Annotated in this window: 14 protein-coding genes; 9 read left to right on the top strand and 5 right to left on the bottom strand. The window is 73.7% G+C overall.

The window, feature by feature from the left end; translation table 11 throughout:
• The first annotated feature begins 290 nt into the window (after positions 1-290).
• From O0S08_RS18810 to O0S08_RS18795, 4 genes are all read left to right on the top strand, one after another.
• Positions 291-1,385: an NAD-dependent epimerase/dehydratase family protein gene (locus O0S08_RS18810; protein WP_269040563.1), complete on the top strand. Its 1,095-nt coding sequence runs from the start codon at positions 291-293 to the stop codon at positions 1,383-1,385.
• A 493-nt stretch (positions 1,386-1,878) separates the two neighbouring features.
• On the top strand, positions 1,879-3,003 hold the full coding sequence (locus O0S08_RS18805; protein ID WP_269040562.1) for a UTP--glucose-1-phosphate uridylyltransferase: 1,125 nt from the start codon (positions 1,879-1,881) through the stop codon (positions 3,001-3,003).
• 696 nt (positions 3,004-3,699) lie between these two features.
• Positions 3,700-5,289, top strand: a complete 1,590-nt coding sequence (locus O0S08_RS18800; protein ID WP_269040561.1) for a glucose-6-phosphate isomerase — start codon at positions 3,700-3,702, stop codon at positions 5,287-5,289.
• Positions 5,290-5,332: 43 nt separating this feature from the next.
• Positions 5,333-6,748, top strand: a complete 1,416-nt coding sequence (locus O0S08_RS18795) for an MATE family efflux transporter (protein WP_269040560.1) — start codon at positions 5,333-5,335, stop codon at positions 6,746-6,748.
• 69 nt (positions 6,749-6,817) lie between these two features.
• On the opposite strand, the gene O0S08_RS18790 is transcribed toward O0S08_RS18795, so the two are convergent.
• From O0S08_RS18790 to O0S08_RS18780, 3 genes are all read right to left on the bottom strand, one after another.
• Entirely contained in the window at positions 6,818-8,314 is a 1,497-nt protein-coding gene (locus O0S08_RS18790) for a DUF1963 domain-containing protein (protein WP_269040559.1), read from the bottom strand.
• Positions 8,315-8,652: 338 nt separating this feature from the next.
• A complete protein-coding gene (meaB, locus tag O0S08_RS18785; RefSeq protein WP_269040558.1) occupies positions 8,653-9,654 on the bottom strand; it encodes a methylmalonyl Co-A mutase-associated GTPase MeaB in 1,002 nt (333 codons plus the stop codon).
• Positions 9,655-9,871: 217 nt separating this feature from the next.
• Positions 9,872-10,096, bottom strand: a complete 225-nt coding sequence (locus O0S08_RS18780; RefSeq protein WP_269040557.1) for a hypothetical protein — start codon at positions 10,094-10,096, stop codon at positions 9,872-9,874.
• A 245-nt stretch (positions 10,097-10,341) separates the two neighbouring features.
• On the opposite strand from O0S08_RS18780, the gene O0S08_RS18775 reads away from it, so the two are divergent.
• The 4 genes from O0S08_RS18775 to O0S08_RS18760 all read left to right on the top strand — a co-directional run bounded on the left by O0S08_RS18775 (position 10,342) and on the right by O0S08_RS18760 (position 18,167).
• Positions 10,342-11,310 carry a 50S ribosomal protein L11 methyltransferase gene (locus tag O0S08_RS18775; RefSeq protein WP_269040556.1) on the top strand — a complete coding sequence of 323 codons (969 nt, stop codon included), beginning with the start codon at positions 10,342-10,344 and terminating at the stop codon, positions 11,308-11,310.
• Positions 11,307-11,996: an RsmE family RNA methyltransferase gene (locus O0S08_RS18770; protein ID WP_269040555.1), complete on the top strand. Its 690-nt coding sequence runs from the start codon at positions 11,307-11,309 to the stop codon at positions 11,994-11,996. Before O0S08_RS18775 ends, O0S08_RS18770 begins: the two co-directional genes overlap by 4 nt.
• 70 nt (positions 11,997-12,066) lie before the next feature.
• On the top strand, positions 12,067-12,648 hold the full coding sequence (locus O0S08_RS18765) for an RDD family protein (protein ID WP_269040554.1): 582 nt from the start codon (positions 12,067-12,069) through the stop codon (positions 12,646-12,648).
• Complete coding sequence (locus tag O0S08_RS18760) at positions 12,645-18,167, top strand: hypothetical protein (protein ID WP_269040553.1); 5,523 nt, start codon at positions 12,645-12,647, stop codon at positions 18,165-18,167. The genes O0S08_RS18765 and O0S08_RS18760 overlap by 4 nt, the downstream gene beginning before the upstream one ends.
• A gap of 447 nt (positions 18,168-18,614) precedes the next feature.
• On the opposite strand, the gene O0S08_RS18755 is transcribed toward O0S08_RS18760, so the two are convergent.
• On the bottom strand, positions 18,615-19,460 hold the full coding sequence (locus tag O0S08_RS18755) for a hypothetical protein (protein WP_269040552.1): 846 nt from the start codon (positions 19,458-19,460) through the stop codon (positions 18,615-18,617).
• A gap of 109 nt (positions 19,461-19,569) precedes the next feature.
• Here O0S08_RS18755 and O0S08_RS18750 point away from each other — a divergent pair, with 109 nt between their 5' ends.
• Positions 19,570-20,577: a hypothetical protein gene (locus O0S08_RS18750; protein ID WP_269040551.1), complete on the top strand. Its 1,008-nt coding sequence runs from the start codon at positions 19,570-19,572 to the stop codon at positions 20,575-20,577.
• Between the two features lie 113 nt (positions 20,578-20,690).
• Here O0S08_RS18750 and O0S08_RS18745 read toward each other — a convergent pair whose 3' ends face one another.
• Positions 20,691-23,090: a hypothetical protein gene (locus O0S08_RS18745; RefSeq protein WP_269040550.1), complete on the bottom strand. Its 2,400-nt coding sequence runs from the start codon at positions 23,088-23,090 to the stop codon at positions 20,691-20,693.
• Positions 23,091-23,176 lie beyond the last annotated feature (86 nt).

Genomic DNA, 23,176 nt, shown 5'->3' with positions numbered 1-23,176 from the left:
CGAACAATTTAAACCGATGCATAAAATGATGCGCCCCGCTGCGGCAGCATGCGGCGGAAGCCGCCGCTGGTAGTTAATCTCGAGTGCAACAATCTCCACGCCCTGCCAGCGAACTCGACGGCCAGGTAGGGCACACGCTCGCGTGTGGACTGCGAAATGCGTCGCACACTGGCTGAATGTCACGCATGCTGCGGACAGAAGACCGCGATCGAAGCGACGCGTGGCGAAGCTCTCGGGTCTGATGTCACAGCCTTGACGTCCACGCTTCGCGGTGGGTAATCCCCCGCATCGTGGGCACGAAGGTCGTCGTCACTGGCGCGAACGGGTTCATCGGCAGTCACCTCGTCGACCGCTTGCTCGCGGGCGGCGACGCAGTGCGGGCGATGGTCCGCGCCAGCGCCAACCTCGACAACCTCGCCGACGCGTTCGCGCGGACCGACGCGCAGCCCGAGCTCGTGCGCGCGGCGCTGTCGGACGTCGACGCGATGGCCGTGGCCTTCGACGGCGCCGAGGTCGTCTACCACGTGGCCGGCCTGACCGCGGCGTTCACCCGCGAGGAGTTCGCGCGGGCCAACGCCGCCGGCGTGGCCAACGTGCTGGCCGCGCTGCGCAAGGCCCCGCGACGGCCGCGGCGGCTCGTGTACGTGTCGTCGCTGATGGCCGCCGGCCCCTCGCACCCCGAGGTCGCGCGCCGCGAGCACCACGCCCCGCGGGTCGGCTACACGCTCTACGGCGACAGCAAGCTCGACGGCGAGCGGCTGATCTTCGCGGCCGCGCGGGCCGGCGAGGTCGAGGCCGTGATCGTGCGTCCACCCGCGGTCTACGGCCCGCGCGACCTCGACATGCTGCAGATGATCCGCTCGGCCAAGTTCGGGGTGATCGCCCAGCCCGGGCTCCGCTCGACCTGGATGTCCTTCATCCACGCGCTCGACCTCGTCGACGGCATCGCCCGCGCCGGCGCCCGCGGCCGACCGATCCCCCGCGACGGCGAGCACGTGCTCGCCGATCAAGGCTGTCCCTTCGACCATGTCCCCGAGGACGCGTCGCACCCGGCCGGCGCCGGCATCTACTACTTGACCGACGGCCAGCGCAGCACCGTCGTCGAGTTCGGCCGGGCCGCCGCCGCCGCGCTCGGCCGCCGCGCGCTCGCGCTGCCGATGCCGCAGGCCGCCGTGTGGGCCGTCGCCGGCATCAACCACGCGATCGGCCGCCTGCGCGGCAAGGCCCCGGCGCTGACGCTCGACAAGGCCCGCGGCAGCATGGCCCCGGGCTGGTGGTGCGACGACAGCCGGGCCGTCCGCGAGCTCGAGTACGCGCCGCAGTGGCCGCTCGCTCGCGGGCTCGAGCACACCGTCGCGTGGGCCCGCTCCGTCGGCCGCCTGTGACGCTGGCGAGGCTCGCGCGACCACCTCTCAGCGACCGCGACCTCGAACTCGCCGAATCGTCGCACGGCGGCGACGCATGACGGCACCGCGTCCTCGGGCTCATCGCTTCCTGCGTCGCCGCATGGTTTTTTGCAGAGCGACATCCCTGCGACCACGATCGCCGCTCGAACTTGCCGAATCCCCGCCGCGGCGATGCACGACGGCGCCGCCGTCCTCGGCTCACATCATCCGCACGATTTCCCGAACGACATCGTCGGCGACGACGACGACAGCCGCTCGAACCTCGGATCGCCCTTCGCGTTCACGGCCAAGATCCGTCCTGCCCCTCCTGGGACCCCGGAGGTCGCGGGCTTGCGGCGATTCCGCAGTGAACGTCGTGGTCCGGCGGCGTGTCGCGAGGCCGCCGCGCGATCGTCACGCGCGGGCGCTTTCGGGGCGGCCGCGCGCCGCCGGATTCGACCGCGCGGCCAACGTGAAGTAAGACCAGCGCGACATGCTCCGCCCCTCGGTCGCCGACATCGCCTTCGACGCCGCCCTCTTCGACGAGCTGCGCAGCGCCCTCGCTCGCGGCGAGCTGAGCCCCACGCGGGCCCGGCTGCCTGCGCCTCCGCGGCCGCTCGCCGACGACGCCCTCCTCGACCTCGACCGGCCCGACGCGCGGCCTGGCTGGCGCGCCCGCGGCGAGGCGGCCCTCGCTGCGCGCAAGGTCGCCGCCTTGGTCTTGAACGGCGGCATGGCCACGCGGTTCGGCGGCGTCGTCAAGGGCGTCGTCCCGGTCCTCCCCGATCGACCTGACCTTTCGTTCCTGGCCGTCAAGCTCGCCGGCGTCCGGGCGGCTGGCGCTCCTGCCGTCGTCATGCACAGCTTCGCCACCCGGGCCGCCTCCGGCGATCACCTCGCCACCATCGGTTGGTCCGGCATCCCGGCGAGCGACCGCCACGAGTTCGTCCAGTCCTTGCTCCCGCGCGTCCTGCCCGACGGCACCCCGCTGCTGAGCCTGCCTGGCGCCGACGCCTTGCCCGACACCACCGTCTACGCCGCGCCGGGCCACGGCGACACCCTCCGCCGCGTCCGCGACAGCGGCGTCGTCGGCGAGCTGCGAGCCCGCGGCGTCGAGCACGTCCTCGTCTCCAACGTCGACAACCTCGGCGCCTCCCTCGATCCCACCGTCCTCGGCGCCCACCTCGAGGCCGTCGACGGCGGCGCCGAGCTCAGCGTCGAGGTCGTCGCGCGCGCCCCCGAGGACGCCGGTGGTTGTGTCGCCGATCTCGACGGCCGCGCCACCATCATCGAGTCCTTCCGCTTGCCCCCCGGCACCTCCCTCGCCCAGTACCCGCACTTCAACACCAACACCCTGTGGATCTCCCTCGCCGCCCTCGAGCGCCCCTACCCGCTCACCTGGTTCCCGGTCGAGCGGGCCGTCGAGTGGCCTGGCCGCGAGGACATCGCCGTCATTCAGTTCGAGCAGCTCATCGGCCAGATCACCGAGTTCGCGCGCACCACCTGCCTGCGAGTCGACCGCTCCCGCTTCTTGCCGATCAAGACCCGCGACGACCTCGCCGCCGCCCGCCCCGCGATGACCGCGATCGTGAAGCGCGTCGGCCTCGATCCCGGCTGAACCACGCGCCCCCGCCGGCCCCGCCTCGCGGGCGACGCTCCCCGCTTCTTGCCGGTCAAGACCCGAGACGAGCGCAGGCCAACCGATCGGCACCATGATGCTAAAGACATGTCCGATTCGACATGTCCTTTTCGCCATTCCCATAGCGACATGACGTAGAGGACATGTCCATACGTTCCGCCGAGCTCGCCCCCCGCCCTCGCCCATCCCTCACTCAGCGGCCGCGCCGCCCCTGACCGCTCGCCGTGCCGCCCATCGCCGCGTCACCGGCGAGCGCCGGATAGGACGTCGAGAGGTCCGTGCGATGGCCGGCCGGCTCCGGCCGGCCATCGCGCGGAAAGGGCCTGCGCAACGAAAAAGCTCCCGGCGAAGCCCACGACCGGCGCTTCGGGCCACCCACGAGGCTGGCCGTGCAGCGGTCGGGGACGCGGGTCGGCGCCCATCCGCAGCGAGATGTGCCCGACGAAGGAGGGTGCATCCGCGAGGACTGGGCGCCGACCCGCGTCCCCGACCGCCCGCGAGGCGGCCTCGGCAGTTCGCGAACCCCCGTCCGAGAACCCCCGCGAGGAACCGAACCCCCGCTCTCCCAGAGCGGCCTCAACCGCCCACCACGCATCCGCGCCAACAGCCGCCCGCCCGAGGCCAAGAAGCCCCAGCCTCCCCGCGAGCGCCGACGCTGCTATAAAGCGCGCCGACATGGCCGACGCACTCGACCACTATCTCACCTGGCGCCTTTACCGTGCCGAACTCGACATCGAGCTCGACTTCGCCGACGCCCAGCTCGACGAGCCCTCCCTGACCGCCAACGCCCCGCGGCTGGAGGCCGCTCTCGACGCCCTCCACCGGATCGAGGGCGGCGCCGTCGCCAACGTCGACGAGGGGCGGATGGTCGGGCACTACTGGTTGCGCGACCCGGAACGTGCCCCCGATCCCGCCATCGCCGCGGCGATCCACGCCAGCTGGCGGCAGATCGAGGCCTTCGCCGCCGGCGTGCGCGACGGGCAGATCCTCGCCGACGACGGGCGGCCCTTCACCGGCGCGATCCTCGTCGGGATCGGCGGCAGCGCTCTCGGCCCGCAGCTGCTCGAGGCCGCCTTGACCGCGCGCGACAGCGGGCCCGGCTTCAGCCTGCGCGTGCTCGACAACACCGATCCCGCCGGCATCGCCGACCTGCTCGCAGAGACAGGTACCCTCGCGCAGACCCTCATCCTCGTCGTCTCCAAGTCCGGCTCCACAGTCGAGACGCGCAACGGCATGCTCGAGCTGCGGGCCGCCTGTGCCCGGCAGGCCCTCGAGTTCCCCAGGCGGGCGATCGCCATCACCTGCGAGGGCAGCGCCCTCGACCAGCTGGCGGAGCGGGAGGGCTGGCTCGCGCGCTTCCCGATGTGGGACTGGGTCGGCGGGCGCACCAGCGTGCTCTCGCCGGTCGGCCTGTTGCCGGCCGCGCTGCTCGGTCACGACTGGCGCGGCCTCTTGCGCGGCGCCGCGGCGATGGATCAGTGGGGCCGCGTGCGGCCGGCGCGGCGCAACCCCGCCGCCCTGCTCGCCTGGCTGTGGTACCAGCAGGGCTCCGGACATGGCCTTCGGGACATGGTCATCCTGCCCTACAAGGATCGCCTGTCGTTGATGTCGCGCTACCTGCAGCAGCTCGTGATGGAGTCGCTCGGCAAGCGGCTCGACCGCCAGGGGCGCGAGGTGTGGCAGGGGCTCGCGGTCTACGGCAACAAGGGCTCGACCGACCAGCACGCCTACGTGCAGCAGCTGCGCGACGGCCTGCACAACTTCTTCGCCGTGTTCGTGCGGGTGCTCCGCGACCTCGACGGTCACGTCACCGGCCCGGGCATGGTCGAGGTCGAGCCGCAGGTGAGCTCGGGCGACTGCCTCGACGGCTTCTACCAGGGCACCCGCGCCGCCCTCGCCGAGCGCGGTCGGGCCAGCGTCACGCTGGTGTTGCGCCACGTCGACGCGGCGGCCGTCGGCGCCCTGATCGCGCTGTTCGAGCGCGCGGTCGGGATCTACGCCGAGCTCATCGACGTCAACGCGTACCACCAGCCCGGCGTCGAGGCCGGCAAGCAGGCGGCGAAGGGCGTGCTTGCGCTGCAGGCCGCGGTGCTCGCCGCGATGCCCGCCGGACCTGGAGGCAAGACCGCGCGCGAGCTCGCCGAGGCGCTCGGCGCCGACCCCGTCGCGGTGTGGCAGGTTTTGCGTCACCTCGCCACCAACGGGCGCGTGAGCGTCGACAGCCTCGTCGATCCGTCGACTGCACTGTTCGCGCGCGCGACCTGACGCGCGAGACGTCGCGGGCGCGAGCGAGTATCCTCCCGCGCCCATGTCGTCGGTCCCCGGACTCCGCGCGCTCATCACCCTCGCGTGGCCGATCGTGCTCGCACGCTCGGCGCAGTCGGTGATCAGCTTCAGCGACGCGGCGATGGTCGCCCCGCTCGGCGACGACGCCCTCGCGGCCGCGACCACCGGGGCCATGAACTCGCTCGGGATCCTCGTGCTGCCGATGGGCATCACGTTCATCGTCCAGAGCTACGCGGCCCAGCTCGCCGGTCAGGGCGACCTCGCCAGCGCGCGCCGCTACGCCTGGTACGGCCTGTGGCTGGCCGGCCTGGCGATGGTCGCGACCATCGTCGCCATCCCGACGATCGAGCCGCTCCTCTCGCTCACCGGCCACGCGCCGGCGGTGCGCGAGGTGATGGCCGAGTACATGGCGATCCGCATGCTCAGCACCGGCGTGGTCGTCGGCACCGAGGCGCTCGGCAACTGGTTCGCCGGTCTGGGCGACACCCGCGTGTCGATGCGCGCCAGCCTGGTGGCGATGGTCGTCAACATCGCCCTCAACTGGGTCCTGATCTACGGCAACCTCGGCGCCCCCGCGCTCGGCGTCCAGGGCGCCGCCTGGGCCAGCGTGTTCGCCAGCGTGGCCGGCTTCGCCGTCTGCTGCCACGCCTTCTGGCGCGCGCGCGACCAGCAGGCGATCGACCCGGCCAACCTCGGCCACGTCGAGCACCCGGTGCCTGTCCTTCCGGACACCTCGGACGGGCGCCTGAACGCGCGCGAGTTCTCGCGGATGATGCGGTTCGGCCTGCCGAACGGCATGAACTGGTTCCTCGAGTTCGCGGCCTTCCTGATCTTCATCAACCTGGTGGTCGCCGAGCTCGGGACCGTCGCCGTCGCCGCGCTGATGGCGGTGGTGGCGGTGAACTCGGTCTCGTTCATGCCGGCGTTCGGCCTCGGCTCGGCCGGCGCGGTGCTGGTCGGCCAGGCGATCGGCGCGGGCCGCCACGACTACGTGCCGCGGATCGTCCTGCGCACCTTCGCCGTCGCCGCCGCCTGGCAGGGCGTGGTCGGCCTGCTCTACTTCGCCATCCCGGTCCCGCTCATGACGATCTTCGCCCGCGACGAGGTCGCGTCGTCGGGCGACGTCGTGGTCCTCGGCGCCCAGCTGCTGGCGATCAGCGCCGTCTGGCAGCTGCTCGACGCGACCGTGATCACCGTCAACGAGGCCCTGCGCGCCGCCGGCGACACCGCCTGGCCGCTGGTGCTCCGGATCTCCCTCGCCTGGGTGATCTGGCTGCCCCTGGCCTGGCTGACCGTGTTCACCTGGGAGGGCGGCGCGGCCGCGGCGACGTGGAGCATGGTCGTGTACATGGTCTTCCTGGCCGTGGCCATGGTGCTCCGCTTCCGCACCGGCGCCTGGCGCCGCATCGACCTCACCGGCCGCGGCACGGCCGGCTGATCCGGGCGTGTCCTCCAGGACATGCTCCTACGAGCATGTCCGATCGGGCATGTCTTCCAGAGCATGTCCTCAGTGACACTGCAGCGACCCGCGCGCCTGGGTCCAGTCGTGGGCGGCCAGGGCGTCGGCGGGGATCCAAAAGTAGAAGAAGCCGCCGTCCTGGTTGAGCAGGAGCCCGTCCCGCTCGGTGGCGTCGATCTGCAGCAGGAGCCGCCAGCCCAGCGCTCGCCGGCGGATCGCCAGCGCCTCGGGGGTGCCGTCCTCCCAGCCGTCGTAGCCCTGCGGCAGGGTGTCGACCTCGACGTCGAGGTACGGGTCGCCCTGGATCGACGAAGGGTGCCCGAGCAGACGGTGCATCGGGCGCGCGGGATCGTCGAGCTCGTTGGCCTCGGCGATGAACCATTCGAGCTCGCCCCACGGCACCAGCTCGCCGCCGAGCCGCTGCGCGCGCCGGCGATGGACCTCGAGGATGCGAGCCTCGGGCAGCAAGGCCTCGTAGAAGAAGTAGCTCTCGACGGCCGGGTACTGCCGCTCGTCGGCGAGCTCGATCTCGTGCGCCTTCAGCCGCTCGACGCCCGCGGGCGTCGGGCGCCGGGCGAGCGCGTCGAGGTCGGTGAAGTGGAGCACGCGGACTGGGTCTCCGCGCTCGCCGCCAGGCGGGAAGGTGCCGTAGAAGAAGCTCAGCAGGCCCTGTGCCGGCAGCTCGCGCGCCGCCTCGTGGCCCGCCAGCTCGGCGAGGTCGAACTGGGCGACGAAGGTCAGCCGGACGCCGCCGACCTCGGGCCACGGGAGGTCGGGCGGGAGATCGGGATCGCCACCGAGGCGAGTCTGTCCGACGGGACAGGCATCGTCGCCGGCCTCCTCGCCGCCGTCGTCACCATCGTCGTCGGCCTCCTCGCCGCCGTCGTCACCATCATCCCCGTCGTCCCCGTCGACCTCGTCGATCTCGTCCTCGTCGACCTCGACCTCGTCCTCATCGCCGTCGTCCTCGTCGTCCTCCTCGTCCTCGTCGACCTCGTCCTCGCTGCGAGAGAGGTGCAGGCGCAACGACGGTCGGGCCATCGCCCGCACCGCGGCGGCATGCTCGGCGAGGCCCAGCGGCTCCAGGCGCTCGCGCCACTCTTCCTCGCGCGCCGCCTCGTTCATGGCCTCGATACGAGCCGGATCGTTCAGCGCCGCGGCGAAGTCGTCGGCGGTCTGCAGCCCGGCGTCGGCGAGCACCGCCCCGTAGGCGAACAGGTCCCAGGGCATCAGCCCGGCCACGTCGCCGAGCTGCGCGACGATCGTCGGCATGGCGCGCAGGAGGCCTTCGACGTAGGCCAGCCAGCGCTCCGGCGGGTGCTCTCGATCGTCGCCGAGGCACACCTCCTGCTCGCGGACGTCGATCGACGCGGTGGCATCGGCCGATTCGAACATCGTCAGCCGCACCGCGACGAGGAGGTATCCGCGGTCGTTGCGCCAAACCTGCTTCTCGTACGAGGAGACGAGCCCCAGCTCGAGGGACCCCGCACGCAGCGGGAAGTAGCGGAGAAGCACTTCGAGCAACCGGTCCGGGTCGACGCTCACGGGCGCATGATACCCCGGTCGCCCGCCCTGCCGTGAAACCTGCCTGTCGCCGCTCTGACGGCCCCCTGCGCCGGAGCTCCGCGTCGGGCTCGTCCGCACCGAAGCCGCCGCGCCCCCTGCCCGTCCTCGTGCGTGCTCGCTCGCTGGCCAGCGCGCTCGCCTTCACCCATGCGACGACAGGAAGCAGCCGCGCCAGCGGGCTCCGCCGCGCGAGGAGCTCGCGGCCCGGCGGGCCGAAGAGCCGGACCGTTCAGACATGCTCCAAACAACATGCTCGTACGAACATGCCTATTCGGACATGCCCGTTCAGACATCCCCTCGCGGACATGCCCCTCGCTCTACCGCCCCGCGAACGCGGCCAGCAGCTCGGCCGCCGCGTGGTCCGGGCTCACGCGGCCGGCGCGGACGGCCGCCTCGAGCGCGGGCCGGCGGGCCAGCACCTCGGGGTCGGCGGCGAAGCGGCGCATCAGCTCGGCCTCGATCGCGCGCCACAGCCAGTAGACGTGCTGGGCCTCGCGCTGGGCCTGCCACGCGGGGCCGGCCTGGAGCGCCTCGCGGTGGCGCTCCACCGTCTGCCACAGCGCAGCGAGGCCGGCGCCGGTGACCGACGAGGTGGTGACCACGGGGACCGACCAGCCGGCGTGTTTGGGCCGGATGAGGCGCATGGCCAGGGCGTACTCCGAGCGGGCGCGCCCGGCGGCGGCGAGGTTGTCGCCGTCGGCCTTGGTGATGGCGAGGATGTCCGCGAGCTCGAGGATCCCGCGCTTGATCCCCTGCAGCTCGTCGCCCGCGCCCGCGAGCATGAGGACGAGGAAGCAGTCGACCAGCTGCGCGACCATCACCTCGGACTGGCCGACGCCGACGGTCTCGACCAGGACCACGTCGAAGCCGGCGGCCTCGCACAGGAGCACGGTCTCGCGGGTGTGTCGCGCGACCCCGCCGAGCTCGCCGAGCGACGGCGACGGGCGGATGAAGGCCCGGGGCTCGCGGGCCAGCTCCTGCATGCGTGTCTTGTCGCCGAGGATGCTGCCGCCGCTGCGCACCGAGCTCGGGTCGACCGCGAGCACGGCGACGCGCCGGTCGAGGTCCCGCACGAGGTGGAGCCCGAGCGCCTCGATCAGCGTGCTCTTGCCCGCCCCGGGGCTGCCGGTGATGCCCACGCGCAGCGCCCCGCCCGCCCGCGAGTCCCCGGTCTGCAGCGCCGCCACCAGCTCGCGCGCCAGCGCTTGATCGTCGGCCCGCTGGCTCTCCACCAGAGTGATCGCCCGCGCCAGCACCGCCCGATCGCCGGCTTTTACCCCCGCCGCGTACGCCTCGACGCTGAGCCGCCCTCGTGCCATCGCCGGCCGCACCATACCCGCTGGCCGGGCGGCGCGACAAGCGGCGCTGTCCTATGTCCATCGGGACCTGTCCCGAAGTTCCAGTGACACCGAGCGCCGGGAGCGCTCGTAGGCTCACGCCGCGGCTCGGCGAGAAAACGCGACAGCCGACGCAGAAGGCGCCGGCGCTCGCGGGGTGAAAGGCTCGATCAGGCTGCTCGCGCGCGGGCCGGCGGCCTCACGGCGCGGCGGACGCCTGGGCCTGAGAGCGGCTGCTGGGGCGGCTGTAGAACAGGGTGATGGTCAGGCAGTGGAACTCGCTGTCGGAGCTCTGGGTGACCACCTTGTCGACGATCTCGACGCCGGGATTGGCCTCGAGCCACTCGTTGATGCGATCGCTGATCTGCTCGCGCTCCCAAGCCTTGGTCGCCGAGAACACTTTGACTCCCGTAAATGCCACCATGTGCCTCTCCCTCTTGCAGCGCCCGGGGGATGATGCGTCGCGGCCAACCCCTCATGGGTCGCCGTCGCCGGAGGCGCCGCCCAGATCTTGGCCACGAGGTATGGCAGAGGCTTCAGGGCGAATAAAGTTAAAAAGTGCGCACGGGCCCGCGGGCCGCATGTCACGGGCCACTGTTGCCGTTTTTGTAATTGAGCATGCAATTTGATCCGTCGATATTGCGACGAACTCGCCTATATTGCCGCGCCATGCGTGAGACAGCAGAGACGACCGCCGAACCGTGGGCGACGCTTTTGGTCCAGCTCCGAGGCCGGTCCGACGACGACGGCGAGGGCATCGACCCGGGCGAGCTCGCGGAGGCGTCCGAGCGGCTCGAGGCGCTGGCGACGCTGATCGCCGAGGACCCGCGGGCCGCGGGGGTCGAGACGCGGGACACCTCGACGCTCGGCAGTCGGTGCGAGCTCCCCGAGCTGACCATTTACACCACCCCCGACGGCCTCGAAGGCCTCGTCGCCGAGGTCGAGCGGCTGGCGGCGGAGCTGCTGCTGCCGCTGCGGCTGACCCCGGCGGTGCGCACCGACGACGACTGGCGCGACACGTGGAAGCAGTTCTACGCGCCGCTGGTGTTCTCGGCGGCGACGACGACGCTGCTGGTGCGGCCGAGCTGGATCGATCGCCGGCCCGGCGACCCCGAGATCGAGCTGGTCCTCGACCCTGGCCGTGCCTTCGGGACCGGGCAGCACGAGACGACGCGGCTGTGCCTCGAGGTCCTGGTCGCCCTGGCCGAGGCCGGCGCGCGCCCCGACCGCGTGCTCGACCTCGGCTGCGGCTCGGGGATCCTGGCCCTCGCGGCCGCGCGGCTGTTCCCGCAGGCCGCGGTGGTCGCCGCCGACAACGACCCCGAGGCGGCCGACACCACCGCCGAGAACGCCGCCGCCAACGCGCTCGAGGGCCGGCTCGAGATCCGGGCCGCGACCGTCTTGGAACTTTCGGACAGCTTCGATCTGATCCTCGCCAACATCCGCCCCGGCGTGCTGATCCCGATCGCCGGCGACCTCGCGCGGCGCCTCGCCTCCGGCGGCGCGGTGATCCTGAGCGGCGTGCTCGGCGAGGAGGCCGACGCGGTGCTCGCGGCCTACGCCGCGGCCGGGCTGACCCTCGTCGACCGCCGCGACCTCGCCGAGTGGTGCGCGCTGGTCCTGCGAGCGGCGGCATGAGCACGCGGGTGTTCGTCGGCGCGCCGGCCGACCCGGCGCGCGTCGGCCTCGACGCCGCGGAGTCGCACTACCTCCGCCGGGTCCGCCGCGTCGGCGACGGCGCGCGCATCGAGGCGATCGACGATCACGGCGGCTTGTGGCTGGCCGAGGTGGTCGGCGGCGACGCGCGCGGCACCACCGTGAAGTTGCTCGAGCAACGAACCGTGCCGCCGCCGCCGCGCGAGATCGTGGTCCTGCTCGGCATGCCGGAGCCGGCCACGGTGCTGGACGTGCTGCCGGGGCTGTGCGAGGTGGGCGTCGCCGAGGTCGTGCTGGTCCGCTGCGCCCGCAGCCAGGGCGCGGCGCCCGGCGTCGACCGGATCGCGCGCGTGCTGCGAGCGGCGCAGCGGCAGTGCGGCCGCCCGCGCGGGCCCGCGATCTCGGGACCCGTCGATCTCCGCGAGGCCACCACCCGGCGCGCCGACCTCCCGGGCTTGTTCGCGTGGGAGGAATTGCGCGCGACATCGAGCGACGCGCCGGCGGCCGTCGCGGGGGTGCGTGTGTGTGTCGGGCCCGAGGGTGGGTTTACCCCCGAGGAGGCGGCGCTGCTGCGCGGCGCGGGCTTCCGCGCGCTCGGCCTCGGGCCCTACACGCTGCGCACCGAGACGGCGGCGCTGGTCGCTGTCGCTCGCGCCATGTTCGCCTGAGCGCCGGGGCGCCGGACCGGCCGCGCGGAGACCGGCCGCGAGGCCCGGGCCCGTGTTATGGTGCGCGCCGATGGCGTTCTGGACCCGCAAGGAGCGACCCGCACCGTGTCCGAGCTGCGACGCGGCGCTGGACATCGGTCTCGTCAAGGACGGGCGGCCGACGTGTCCGGCGTGCGGGCAAGCGCTGGTGCCGGTGCGCGTCGCCGGCTTCTGGCGGCGCCTGGCCGCCGCGGTGGTCGACGCGGCGATCCTGCTCGTCACCGCCGGCCCGCTGCACCTCGGCCTGCAGCGCGTGCTCGGCGAGGCCAGCCCGGTGCGCGGCGGCTTCTCGTGGGCCGGTCTCTTGCAGCTCTTGACCGTCGCGCCGCTCGAGATCCTGGTGTGGCTGGCGCCGCTCCTGGTGATGGTCGCGTTCTACTTCGTGCTCTTCATCGCCCTGTCCGGAAGGACACCCGGACAGAAGCTCACCGGGATCCGCGTGGTCCACCGCGCCGGCGGCAAGGTCGGCCCGGTGCGCGCGACGGTGCGGTTCGCGGGCACCGCCGTCGGCCTGGTGCCCGGCGGCCTCGGCTCGCTGTGGATGGCCTTCGACCGCGAGAAGCGGGCCTTCCACGACTACCTGACAGGCACCTACGTCGTGAGGGAACAGTGAGCCTCCTCCTGCGCCACCTCGAAGCCAACGGTCCGCTGTCGCGCGCCGATCTCGAGGCCGCGAGCCGGCGGCAACAGCAGGCCGGCGGCAGCCTCGACACCGCGATCCTCGAGCTCGGGCTGATGACCCCGCTGCAGCTCGACGCCCTGCTGCAGAGCGCGTGCGGCCTCCCGGGCGCGCCCGTGCGGCTGCTCGAGCGCGGGCCGATCCGTCCCTGGGAACATGTCCCGAGAGACCTGGTCGACATCGGCTGGGCCATGCCCCTCGCGCAAGAGGACGGCCGCCTGATCGTCGCCGTCCACCCCGACCTGCCCGACGCCAAGCTCGGCCAGCTGTACCGGATGGTCCGCGGCTTCTACCCGGTAGTCGCGCCCGAGTGCTGCCTGGCCAAGATCGCCGCCGAGCGCACCGGCTCGATCCTCGCGCCGCGCTACGCGCTGATCCTGCTCGACTACCTCGAGGCGCTGCGCAGCGCCTCCATCACCATCAGCCTCGTGCCGGGCGCCGGCACGTCCGCGGCGAGCGAGGTACCTGTCCCTGCGGACAGGCAGCCCGAGGCCGCAGGCGCCGGCGCGGCTGTCCCCGCGGACAGGCAGGCCGACGCGCGAGCGGCGGATGCACCTGTCCTTGCAGACATGCAGGGGCTCGGCGCCGGAGCTGCGGGCGCCGCTGTCCCTGCGGACAGCCATCCGAGCGATTCACGAGGAGCGACCGCCGCGGACGGGCATGCGGCAGGCACAGACGTCGCCGGCGCGCGCCCGGCCGTCACCGACCGCCAGGCCCCTGCCCCGTCGCCGGCCGAGGGCTCCGCCGCGTCGCCGGCCGATGATTCCGCGGACAGGCGAGAGGCCGAGGCTCCGCGCGCGGACGAACATGTCCTCAAGGACAGGCAGGACCCGGCGCAAGTCGCCGCCCGCCTCGCCGATGCACCTGTCCCCGCGGACAGGCAGGCGGCAGGCGCCTCCCTGTCGCTGGCCGACGCGGCGGACGTGCCGATCCCCGCCGACCGGCAGCTGGCCGGCCCGCGACCGGCCGCGATGTCCGGGCCGAGCGTCGCGGCGCGGGCCACCGGAGCCGCCGCGCCGTCGAGCCCCGCCAACGAGGCTGCAGCCGCGACGGACGCGCCGTCGAGCTCGCTGCTCCGGTCGATCGAGGCCGCGGAGCGCCTCCGGTCGGGCACGCCAGCCGCAGCTGTTTCTGAGGACCGCTCCGTCCAGTCGCGCGAGGGTTCCGACGACTTCGCGGACGACTCGAGCATCCGGCCGCGCCCGGCCGCGACCGCCGAATCGGCCCCGCCGACGGTGAAGGACGCCGCGAGCGCGGCGGCCCGCGCCGAGCAGGTCGCGACCGGCGGCCTCGCCGGCTCCACACCTGTCTCCGCGGACAGGTCCGATGTCACCGCGATCCCTGGCGCGCCTGGTCGCGAGGACAGCACCGCAGCCGCGAAACCTGTCCTCGAGGACAGCACCCATCCCGCCGCGACGGAAACCTCGTCGGCGCCCGGCCGCGAGGGCCGCCCAGCTGTCGAGCGAGCCGCGGGCCACGAGTCCGGCGCGCGCGACACGGAGGCGTCGCGCGCGGCGAACGACGCGACCGGCTCGACGCCTGTCTCTTCGGACAGCCATCCGGCGCCCCGGTCCTCCAGCTCGACAGCCGACGAGCCCTCGGCCAGCCACGCCGAACCCGCCCCCACTCCCGCGGCTCCGGCCGCCAACCGGCAGACGGCGGCTTACGACTCGCGCGCGCCCGAGTCCGCGGCCGACCCAGCCGGCGCTGCGCCGACGCCTGTCCGGCCGCGGATGCCTCTCGACGCCGTCCCGGTCGCCCCCGATGCGCCCCTGATCGCCCCGCGGGGCTTCGACGGGGCGGCCGACGGCGGCGTCTCGCTGTCGGCGCTGGCGATCGCGCCCGACACCCCGCTCATCATCCTGCCGCCGGTGCCGACGACCCGGCCGGGAGGCGCCGCGGCCTCGGGAGCGCCTGGCTCTTCGAACACATCATCTGGCCATCCGGACAGGCGAACCCTCGTCGGCATCCCGGTCGGCGCCGCGCCCACGGCGCCCGCCCCTCACGGCCCGAGCAACGGCGTCGCCCACTCGACCATCACGTCGAGCACGCCGGCCCCCTCGCCCCGCGCTGACGAACCTTCCGCGAGCCCCGTCGTCGCCCGCTCGAACCCACCGGCCCCCTCGCCCCGCGCCGACGAGCCTTCCGCGAGCCACGTCGTCGCCCGCTCGAACCCGCCGGTCCCCTCGACCCGCGCCGACGAGCCCTCCGCGAGCCACGTCGTCGCTCGCTCGAGCACACCTGTCCCTTCGACCCGCGCCGACGAGCCTTCCGCGAGCCACGTCGTCGCTCGCTCGAGCACACCGGTCCCCTCGACCCGCGCCGACGAGCCCTCCGCCAGCCACGTCGTCGCCCGCCCGGGCGCACCTGTCCCTTCGACCAGCTCCGGCGAGCCCTCCGCTGCCCACGTCATCGCCCGCTCGCTGATCGCCCCGGGAACACCTGTCCCTTCGACCAGCTCCGAAGAGACCGCCGGTCACGCGAGCGGCGACGGCCTCGTCGAGCCCTCGACGCGGAGGCCGCCGGCGCCGCCGCAGCCGATGGTCATGACTCTGGCCCAGCGACTCGACGCCGCGCGGTCCGCCCTCGCGACCGCCCGCGAGCGCGACCGGATCACCGAGGCGCTGGTGCGGGCGTCCGCGCTGATCGCCCCGCGCGTGGCCCTGTTCGGCGTCAAGCGCGAGGGCCTGCGCGTCCTGTCGGCGCCCGGCAGCGCCCTGCGTCTGGCCGAGGGCCTCGTGATCCCGCTGCCCGAGGGTGGCCTGCTCGATCGCGCCGTCTCCGGCCAGGGCCCGCTGCACCTCCTGATCGAGCCGAGCCTGTCGTTCGCGGTCGGCCAGCCGCTCGGGATCCCCTGCGTCTTCGAGCCGGTGCTCGCCGGCGGTCGCACCGTCCTCATGCTCTACGTCGACCGCGCCGGCGTCGCCTTCGATCCGCGCGAGCGGACCGTCCTGCGCGAGTTGTGCGACACCGCCCGGCAGAGCCTCGAGGCGCTGCTGCGGCTGCTCGGCTGGGTGGTCCCCGGCGGCACGCCCGGCGCCGGTCCGGCCGACCGCTCGCGCCCCTCGGTGCGGCCGCACCTGGCCAGCCCGATCGTCACCGTCGACGACAGCGACCCGCCGGCCACGACGCCACCTGAACCAGAGGACAGCCCCTCGCCCAGCCCCGTCCCCGCGGCGGCCGCCGCCGAGCCCGCTGCGCCGGCCGACAGCGAGGAGCCCGAGGCCGCGGTCGCGCCGACCACCGGCGGCGTCTCCGGAGAACCTGGCTTTGGGGACAGCACCACCGCGGCCGGCCGTTCGCGGGGGCGCAGCAGCAGCCGCGGGCGCGCAGTCATCACTTTAAAAAACCCGATCCGGCGCGACGAGCCGGCCACGGTGACCCCGCTGCCGATACGCGCCGAGAGCTCCACCTTCGTGCGGGCCCAGTCGCTCGTCGAGGAGCCGCCCGCCGCGACCGAGGAGGACTACGAGGACTCGGAGCTCGACGACGAGCCGGAGCCCGACGACCAGCCCGCGCGCCGCGACGGTCCCGGCCTCGGCCTCGCGCCGGTGCCGGTGCCCCTCGGCCCCGAGAACGGCCAGGACAGCCCGCTCGTGGCCCGCTTCGCCGCCATGTTCTCCAAGCCGGCCACGGTCCCGACGGTCACCATTGATCTGTCCGATCGACCAGGCACTTTCGGACATGGCCATACGGACACTCCCTCTACGCCGCCGGCCTCCCCCCCGCAGCCCGACATGCCCGGCTGGATCGCCGCCGCCGAGTCCTCGGGCATCGAGGATCCGCTGCCGGTGGCCGCCGCGCTGCGGGCCGCCGCCACCGGAGGCGACGCCCGCGCCGACCACGACCCGGCCTCGACGCTGCCGGGCGCGCCGCGGGTCCTCATCGAGGAGGCCGCGCGCGGGGCCGCGCGCGACGAGTTCGACGACTGGCCGCGCGCCGCCTCCGACACCCCGACGATCCTCGACCTCTCGCCCCCGCCGACGCACGCGCCGCTGCTGGTCGAGACCCGCGCCGCGCCCGACGCCAAGACCGTCCTCGACATCCCGCCGCTCGACGCCGCCGTCCCGCCCGAGACCCTGATCCCCAACCTCATCGCTCCGCCGGGCTCGGCCGGCGCGGGCCGACGCCGCCGCACCCCCGCGCCGGTCGAGGAGGAGCCGGTGCTGGTGATCCCGAAGACGCTGCGGCGCTCGAGCGGGCTCACTGCCACGCCTCACCCGATGGCCCGGCGCAGCGACCCCGACGAGGCCGAGGGGGGTCCGACGCTGTCGATGCCGACCACCCTGATCGGCCCGCGCAGCGGCCGGCGGCGCGGCAAGAACGAGCCGCGACCCGAGGCCCCGACCGACGCCCTGACCATGCCGCGGCTGGTGCGCGACGCGGAGGCCGACGACGAGGCCGCGACCAGCTCTTCAGAACATGTCGTCAAGGACATGTCCGATGCGACCGGGTCCGAAGCACAGGCCGCCGAGCATGTCGCCGAAGACCGGCCCGCAGCGGAGACTGCGGCCGCGAAGGCCGCCGCCGGCCCGGCGCCCGCGGCCGACGACCCCGACGAGTCGGCCGCGGTCGCCGACGCTGCCCCGGCCGGGGCCCTCAGCGATCGCGAGATCGACGCGGTGATCGAGGACTTCTTGCAGAACCCGGCCGAGTGGACCAGCGTCTCGCGGCTGCGGGCGCTGGACGAGCGCGGCCTGGCCCGCCTCGCCGCCCGCTTCCCGGGGCCCATCGATCTCGCCAACGCGACCAACTTCCCGCCGCCGAGCGCCCACGGCCCGCTGCTGCGCGCGTGCGTCGAGCTGGGGCACGCGGTCAGCCCGCACGTGCTCGCCCTGTTCGCCAGCGTGCGCCCGCAGATCCGCTTCTACGCCGCCTTCCTGTTCCAGGAGCTGCGCGACCCGCGGTGCCTGCGGCCGCTCGGCGAGCTCGCGTTCGACTCCGACCCCGACGTGCGGCTGATCGCCACCCGCGTGCTCGAGTCCTACAGCCGCGTGCCCGACTTCGCGGCCGTGGCCGCCGAGATCCGCGCGGAGCTCGACAGCCAGGAGCGCGACCGCCAGCTGCTCGCCGTCGAGGCCGCCGGGACCCTGCGCGACACGCTGGCCGTGCCGCGCCTCATCGACCTCCTGGCCGTCCGCGACAAGCACGTCCGCGAGGCCGCGCTCGAGGCCCTGTGCTCGATCACCGCCAAGCACCACGGCTACCGCGCCCAGCGCTGGCGCGCCTGGTACGCCGAGCACGGCCAGGAGCCGCGCATCGAGTGGGTCATCGACGGCCTGCGCCACCGCGACGAGGCCGTGCGCCGCTGGGCCGCCGACGAGCTGGCGCGGATCACCGGCCAGCGGATCCCGTTCCCCGCCGAGGGCGACCGCCGTAGCCGCGATCTGGCGCTGCGCGCCTGGCAGGCCTGGTGGGACAGCAACCGCGAGGACTTCACCGCCGGTTCCTGAGGACCTGTCGTCTCGGCCATGGCCTTGCGGGCATGGCCTTGAGGGCATGGCTGATTCGCCATGTAGCTCGTCGCATGCACGGCGGTCACTCGCGGCCGAACGAGGCAGGAGCGGCGGACCGCGCCGCCTCAGCCCTCGAGCGGTGACATCGAAGGAGCCGGTGGCGGCCCTCTCTTGAGCACCTGCGAGGCGAGCTCGTGGCCGCTCCCTCGCCTGTTCTCCGTCACTCGTCAGGCGCGAAAGGATCGAAGGGCGCGGTCGACACCAGCGTTGATGCGCCTCCGCCGCTCGGCGCATGGTCGCCGCGACTGGACCCCGCGTCGCTGTCGCTCGAAGCGCGGGCAACATGCACGAGCGCCCATTCGCCTGGCGATTCGGACATGTCCGAACTGGCATGAATGAAAGGGCATGGCCGACGAGCCATGCCCTCTGTCGTTCCAGCGCGGCTCAGCGGTCGTCGACGACCTTCGCGGTGCCGGTCTTCGCCGGGGCGATCCGGCCCATCCGCTCCGGCTCGGGCGGCGGCGGCGGCAGGTCGGCGACGATGTCGCCCATCAACGCCTCCGTCTTGTCCGGCGGGGGCGCGACCGCCGGGACCAGCGCCTGGCCCATCTGCAGCGGCGGCGGCGGGGCGAAGCCGGGCTGCGGGTCGCACGGCTCCTTCACCTCGGGCATCGCCTCGCCCATCTTCGGCTGCTCGATCGGCGCCACCTTGCCCATCAACTCCTCCGTCACCGGCGGCGGCGGCGGCGGGTCGACGGCGATCGGCGCTTCGCCCATCGTCGGCACCGTCTGGGGCACGGGCGGGGGCTGAGGCGGACGGATCTGGACCCCGAGGTCGACCACGTTCTTGCAGACCTCGTGGCCCGCGGGGAAGTGCATGGTGGTGAAGGGCCCGGTCTGGACCTCGCAGCCGCCCTCGGGCGAGGGCTTGGCGTCGCGGGCCATCGCCTCGATGGCGATGTCGCCGATGTCCTGGATCGGCGGTCCGTCCCCGTACGGGGTGCAGGCGGCCAGCATCATCGCCGCGAAGGCGGTCCGCACCGGGCGGAGGCGAGACACCGGGACGGTGTCGCGGAACGCGATCCGGCCGTCCTCCTGGTTCGAGTAGCGGACGCACAGGTGCTCGCCCTTGTGCGTCTGCAGGAGATCGGTGGCGGCCTGCCGGCTCATGGCCGAGAGGTTGTGCACGTGTTTGGCGCAGACATCGCAGAAGCGGCGCTCGTCATCGCCGTGCATGGCGTCCCACGACTCGTGGCAGGGGCTCTTGATCTCGACGTTGCGACTGTGCATGGCGGCGGGACAACGCGCGTTGTCAGGGCCGGGTCTCGGCGAGACTTCGGCGCAGCGCGTCGTGAGAACCAGCGTATCCCCGGTGCAGGAAGCTTGGTATAGGGCCGGCGTGCCCCACGTCCCTGCCCTCCTCGCGCGACTGCGCGACGAGCCGCGCTACCTCGCCGCGCTGGCTGCGCTGCTGGTCGACGAGGTCCTCGCTGCGCCGGCGCGCCGCTTCGTCGATCCCGTACGGCTGACCCCGCTGCTCGTCACCGGCCTGCAGGCCGTCGCCGCCGCGCCCGGGCACGCGGCCTGGCTCGAGCAGCGCCTGCGCGACGCTTTGGGGCGGATCCGGCCGCGGCCGGGCACCGTGCGCGCGCGGCTGCCGGGCGATCTGCTGCCGCTGCTGCGCGCCGTGGTCCGCCGGCCCTTCACGCCGAGCCCGCTGCTCGTGCGCGCCCTCGTCGATCAGGCCACCGTGCGCGACCTGTCGCGCACGATCCTCCACACCACGCTGCTGGACTTCGCCAAGAAGGTCGGCTCGATCTTGCCGGACACCAGCAAGATCCCCGGCGCCGGCGTCACCTCGAAGCTGTTCGGCGTCGCCAAGGGCGTCGCCTCCGTGGTCGGGCTCGACGCCTCGGTCGAGGATCGCGTGCGCGGCTTCGTCGACGGCGCCGTCGGCCGCGTGATCGACATGATCGTCGATCGCGTCAGCGACCCCAGGCACGCCGGCGAGGGCGCGGCCTTCCGCGCCGACGTGCTGGCCTCGCTGCTCGACCTGCCGGAGTCGGCCCTGCACGTCGAGCTCGTCAAGCTCGACCCGGCCGTGGTCGCGGCCGACATCCACGCCGCCCTGGCCGCCCTGGCCAAGTGGGACCGCCTACCCGCCGAGATCGAGGCCGTCCTCGCGGAGGTGGTCGCCGGCCTCGGCGACGTCACCGTGGGTGAGCTGCTGGCCGGCTCGGGCGAGGTCGAGGCCTGGCGCGGCGCGGTCGAGGCCGAGCTGCGCCACCACCTCGGCCACGCGCTCGCCGGGCCGCGCTTGGCCGGCTGGCTGGAGCACCTGGTCGCAGGGACATTGCCGGACGAGCAGGTCCCTGCGGACAGCTCGGGCGACGGCGCGCCGGCGTGACGCCGGCCCGCACCTGCTCGCAGGGACATTGCTGAAAGAGCAGGTCCCTGCGGACAGCTCGGGCGACGGCGCGACGCCGGCCTGCCACTCGGGCGGCGCCGCGCGCAACCGCCTCACGCCCCCGCGGCCTGGGCGACCTCGCCGAGCGGCCGAGCCCGGCCGACGGCAGGGTCGGCCGAGGCCAGCTCCTCGTAGGCCTCCGGGTTGGCCTGCTTGAGCGCGCCGCCGGGCGCGTCGGCGGTGCCGACGAGCTCGCGGATGCCTCGCACCGACCCGTAGTAGTTGCCGTTGTTGTGGTCCTCGTCGCTGTTGCAGCGGCGGACCAGCGAGCGGGACAGCCGCGGCAGCAGCAACATGTCGAGCGCCATCTCCCACAGACCGTCGACGAAGTTCTGGTCGGCGGGGAACTCGAGCAGGCCCGCGAGCAGCAGCAAGAGCCCGGCGCGCTGGCCGAGCGGTGTGTCGAGCGGCGGCGCGTCGGCCAGGTAGCCGAGGTCGATCGCCCGCCACCACGCCTCGGCGGCGACGAGCAGCCGCTTCAGCTCCTGCGCGCTGTGGCTGAGGTGGCTGTGGAACAGCACGTCGGCGGTCAGGGCGTCGCCGGCCGGGTCGCGGACGTAGCGGACCACCGCCGGCGACCGACCGAGCTCGCCGCGCGGGCCCTTGCCTGCCGGCACGTCGCGCGGCGGTTCGGCGCCGCTGAAGAAGCCGCCGGCCCGGAACGCGTAGAGGATCTCGGCCTGGCCCGGCAAGCTGTCCCAAAGTTCAGAGTACTGCGTGACCCGGTTGAGGCTGCCGGCGGCCCAGCCGAGCCCGCGCGCCGCCTCGCCGCTGATCTGCGACGGCGACGCCCCGGGGTCGCGCGGCTGCGCCGAGTCCTTGAGGCTCTCGGCGATCTCGACCAGGCGGAAGTCGAGGAAGCCGTCGTAGTAGTCGGCCTTGCCATCGCGGTTGATGTCCTGGTAGCGCGCCACCACCAGCGGGTGGGCGGGGCCGATGAACTGCACGAAGTCGGGCGTGCGGCTCTGGCGGTGGTGCCACTGGGCCTTGCGGATCCGCTGATCGATCGCCGCGAAGTCCTCCTCCTCGGCGAGGCCGCGCAGGATCGCCACCAAGCAGTCGATGCCCTCGGACGCGACCACCTTGTCGTTCTCGCCGGTGCGGAAGTACGTCGAGTCCCAGCTCGAGAAGATGTCGGCGTCGGGGAACATGCGGGCGATGGCGAAGCGCGTGGTCAGCCCGGCGCACTGGCAGTTCATCATCAGCTTGTAGCCGACCTGCTGGGTCTGGATCGCCGAGGCGCGCATGTCGTACGCGCCGAGGTTGGCGTGGCGGCTGACGACGAGGCCGGAGAAGAACTCCTGCGACATCTCCGAGTTCTCGTCGCGCGGCGAGGCCGTGCGGGCGAACACCACGATCTCGCGCCCGCCCTTGCCGACGAACGGCGCCTGCAGCACCACGTAGCCGTCCCCCCACGGATTCGGCGACCGCGGGGCGCCCTCGGGGGCGGCGATCTTGGTGAAGTCGTACTTGGTCTGCAGCAGCTCGACCTCGCCGGGGAAGAACTCGGGCGCCGAGGCCAGCGCGAACCGCCACGGCCCGGTCATCTCGGCGTACGGCGGGGCCTGCCGCGACAGCGAGCGCAGGAGCACCTGGGCGCGGGTCTGCTGCTCGGGGCGCAGGGCCGGGCCGCGCAACGACAGCAGCGAGACGGCGTGGGCCCGCAGCTCGCTGCGCCCGCCGGGGCCCGCCTCCTCGTCGACCAGCCGGAAGATGCGCTCGGCGGCCGCGTCGGCGACGGCGCGGAAGTCCGGGTCCTTGAGCACCGTCGCGACCACGTGCGACAGCACGGTCAGCGCCGCCGAGCGCAGCTGCACCGCGTCGTCGACCGCCGCGTGCGGGCCGGTCGGGGCGGCCGCGGTCAGCACCGCCTCGACCTGCTGCAGCAGCGCCGCGGCCTGCCTCGGCGTCAGCCGCTCGGCCCGCAGCGGCTCGTCGGGGAAGAACGCGCTCGGCGGGAACAGGCACTCGAAGGTCGAGGTCCGGCGCGCGGAGATCCAGCGCGCGGCGGCGACGAACACCGGCAGAGCGGACATGTCCTTTGGAGCAGGTCCGGCCGCGTCGCCGGCCAGCTCGCCGCCGGGCAGCAGGAACAGCGGGGCCGCGCCGTGGATGCCGGCGGTGAGATCGAGCGCCGCCAGCTGCGGCTCCGGCCTGTCCTGAAGGCCCTGTCCCGAGAGACTGGCGAGTCGCTGGCGGACGACGCGGCGGCCGGGGAAGTCGAGCAGGATCTTCTGCCCGACCGCCGACCGCAGCAGCGCCCTGTCGGCCGCTGACGGCTCGGCGACGAGGGCGAGGTGGTAGTTGCGCTCGCCGGTGAGGTGGATCTGCACGCCCGGGCCGCTGCGGGCCCGCTCGAAGCTGCGGGTCGCCGTGCTGCCCGACTTGACCAGGACGGCGGCGAAGCGCGGGGCCTTGTCACCGCGGCCGATCCGAATTTCGATCTCCTTCATCTCACCCTCCGAAGGCGAGATCGTAGCACGCTGCCACGACGTCACCGGACGCGCGGAGGCACGCGCACGAGCGCGACGGCGGCGGA

Origin of the sequence: Nannocystis punicea (assembly GCF_026965555.1) — a bacterium.
Lineage (GTDB): Bacteria > Myxococcota_A > Polyangia > Nannocystales > Nannocystaceae > Nannocystis > Nannocystis punicea.
This window is presented reverse-complemented; position numbering and strand designations above follow the sequence as displayed.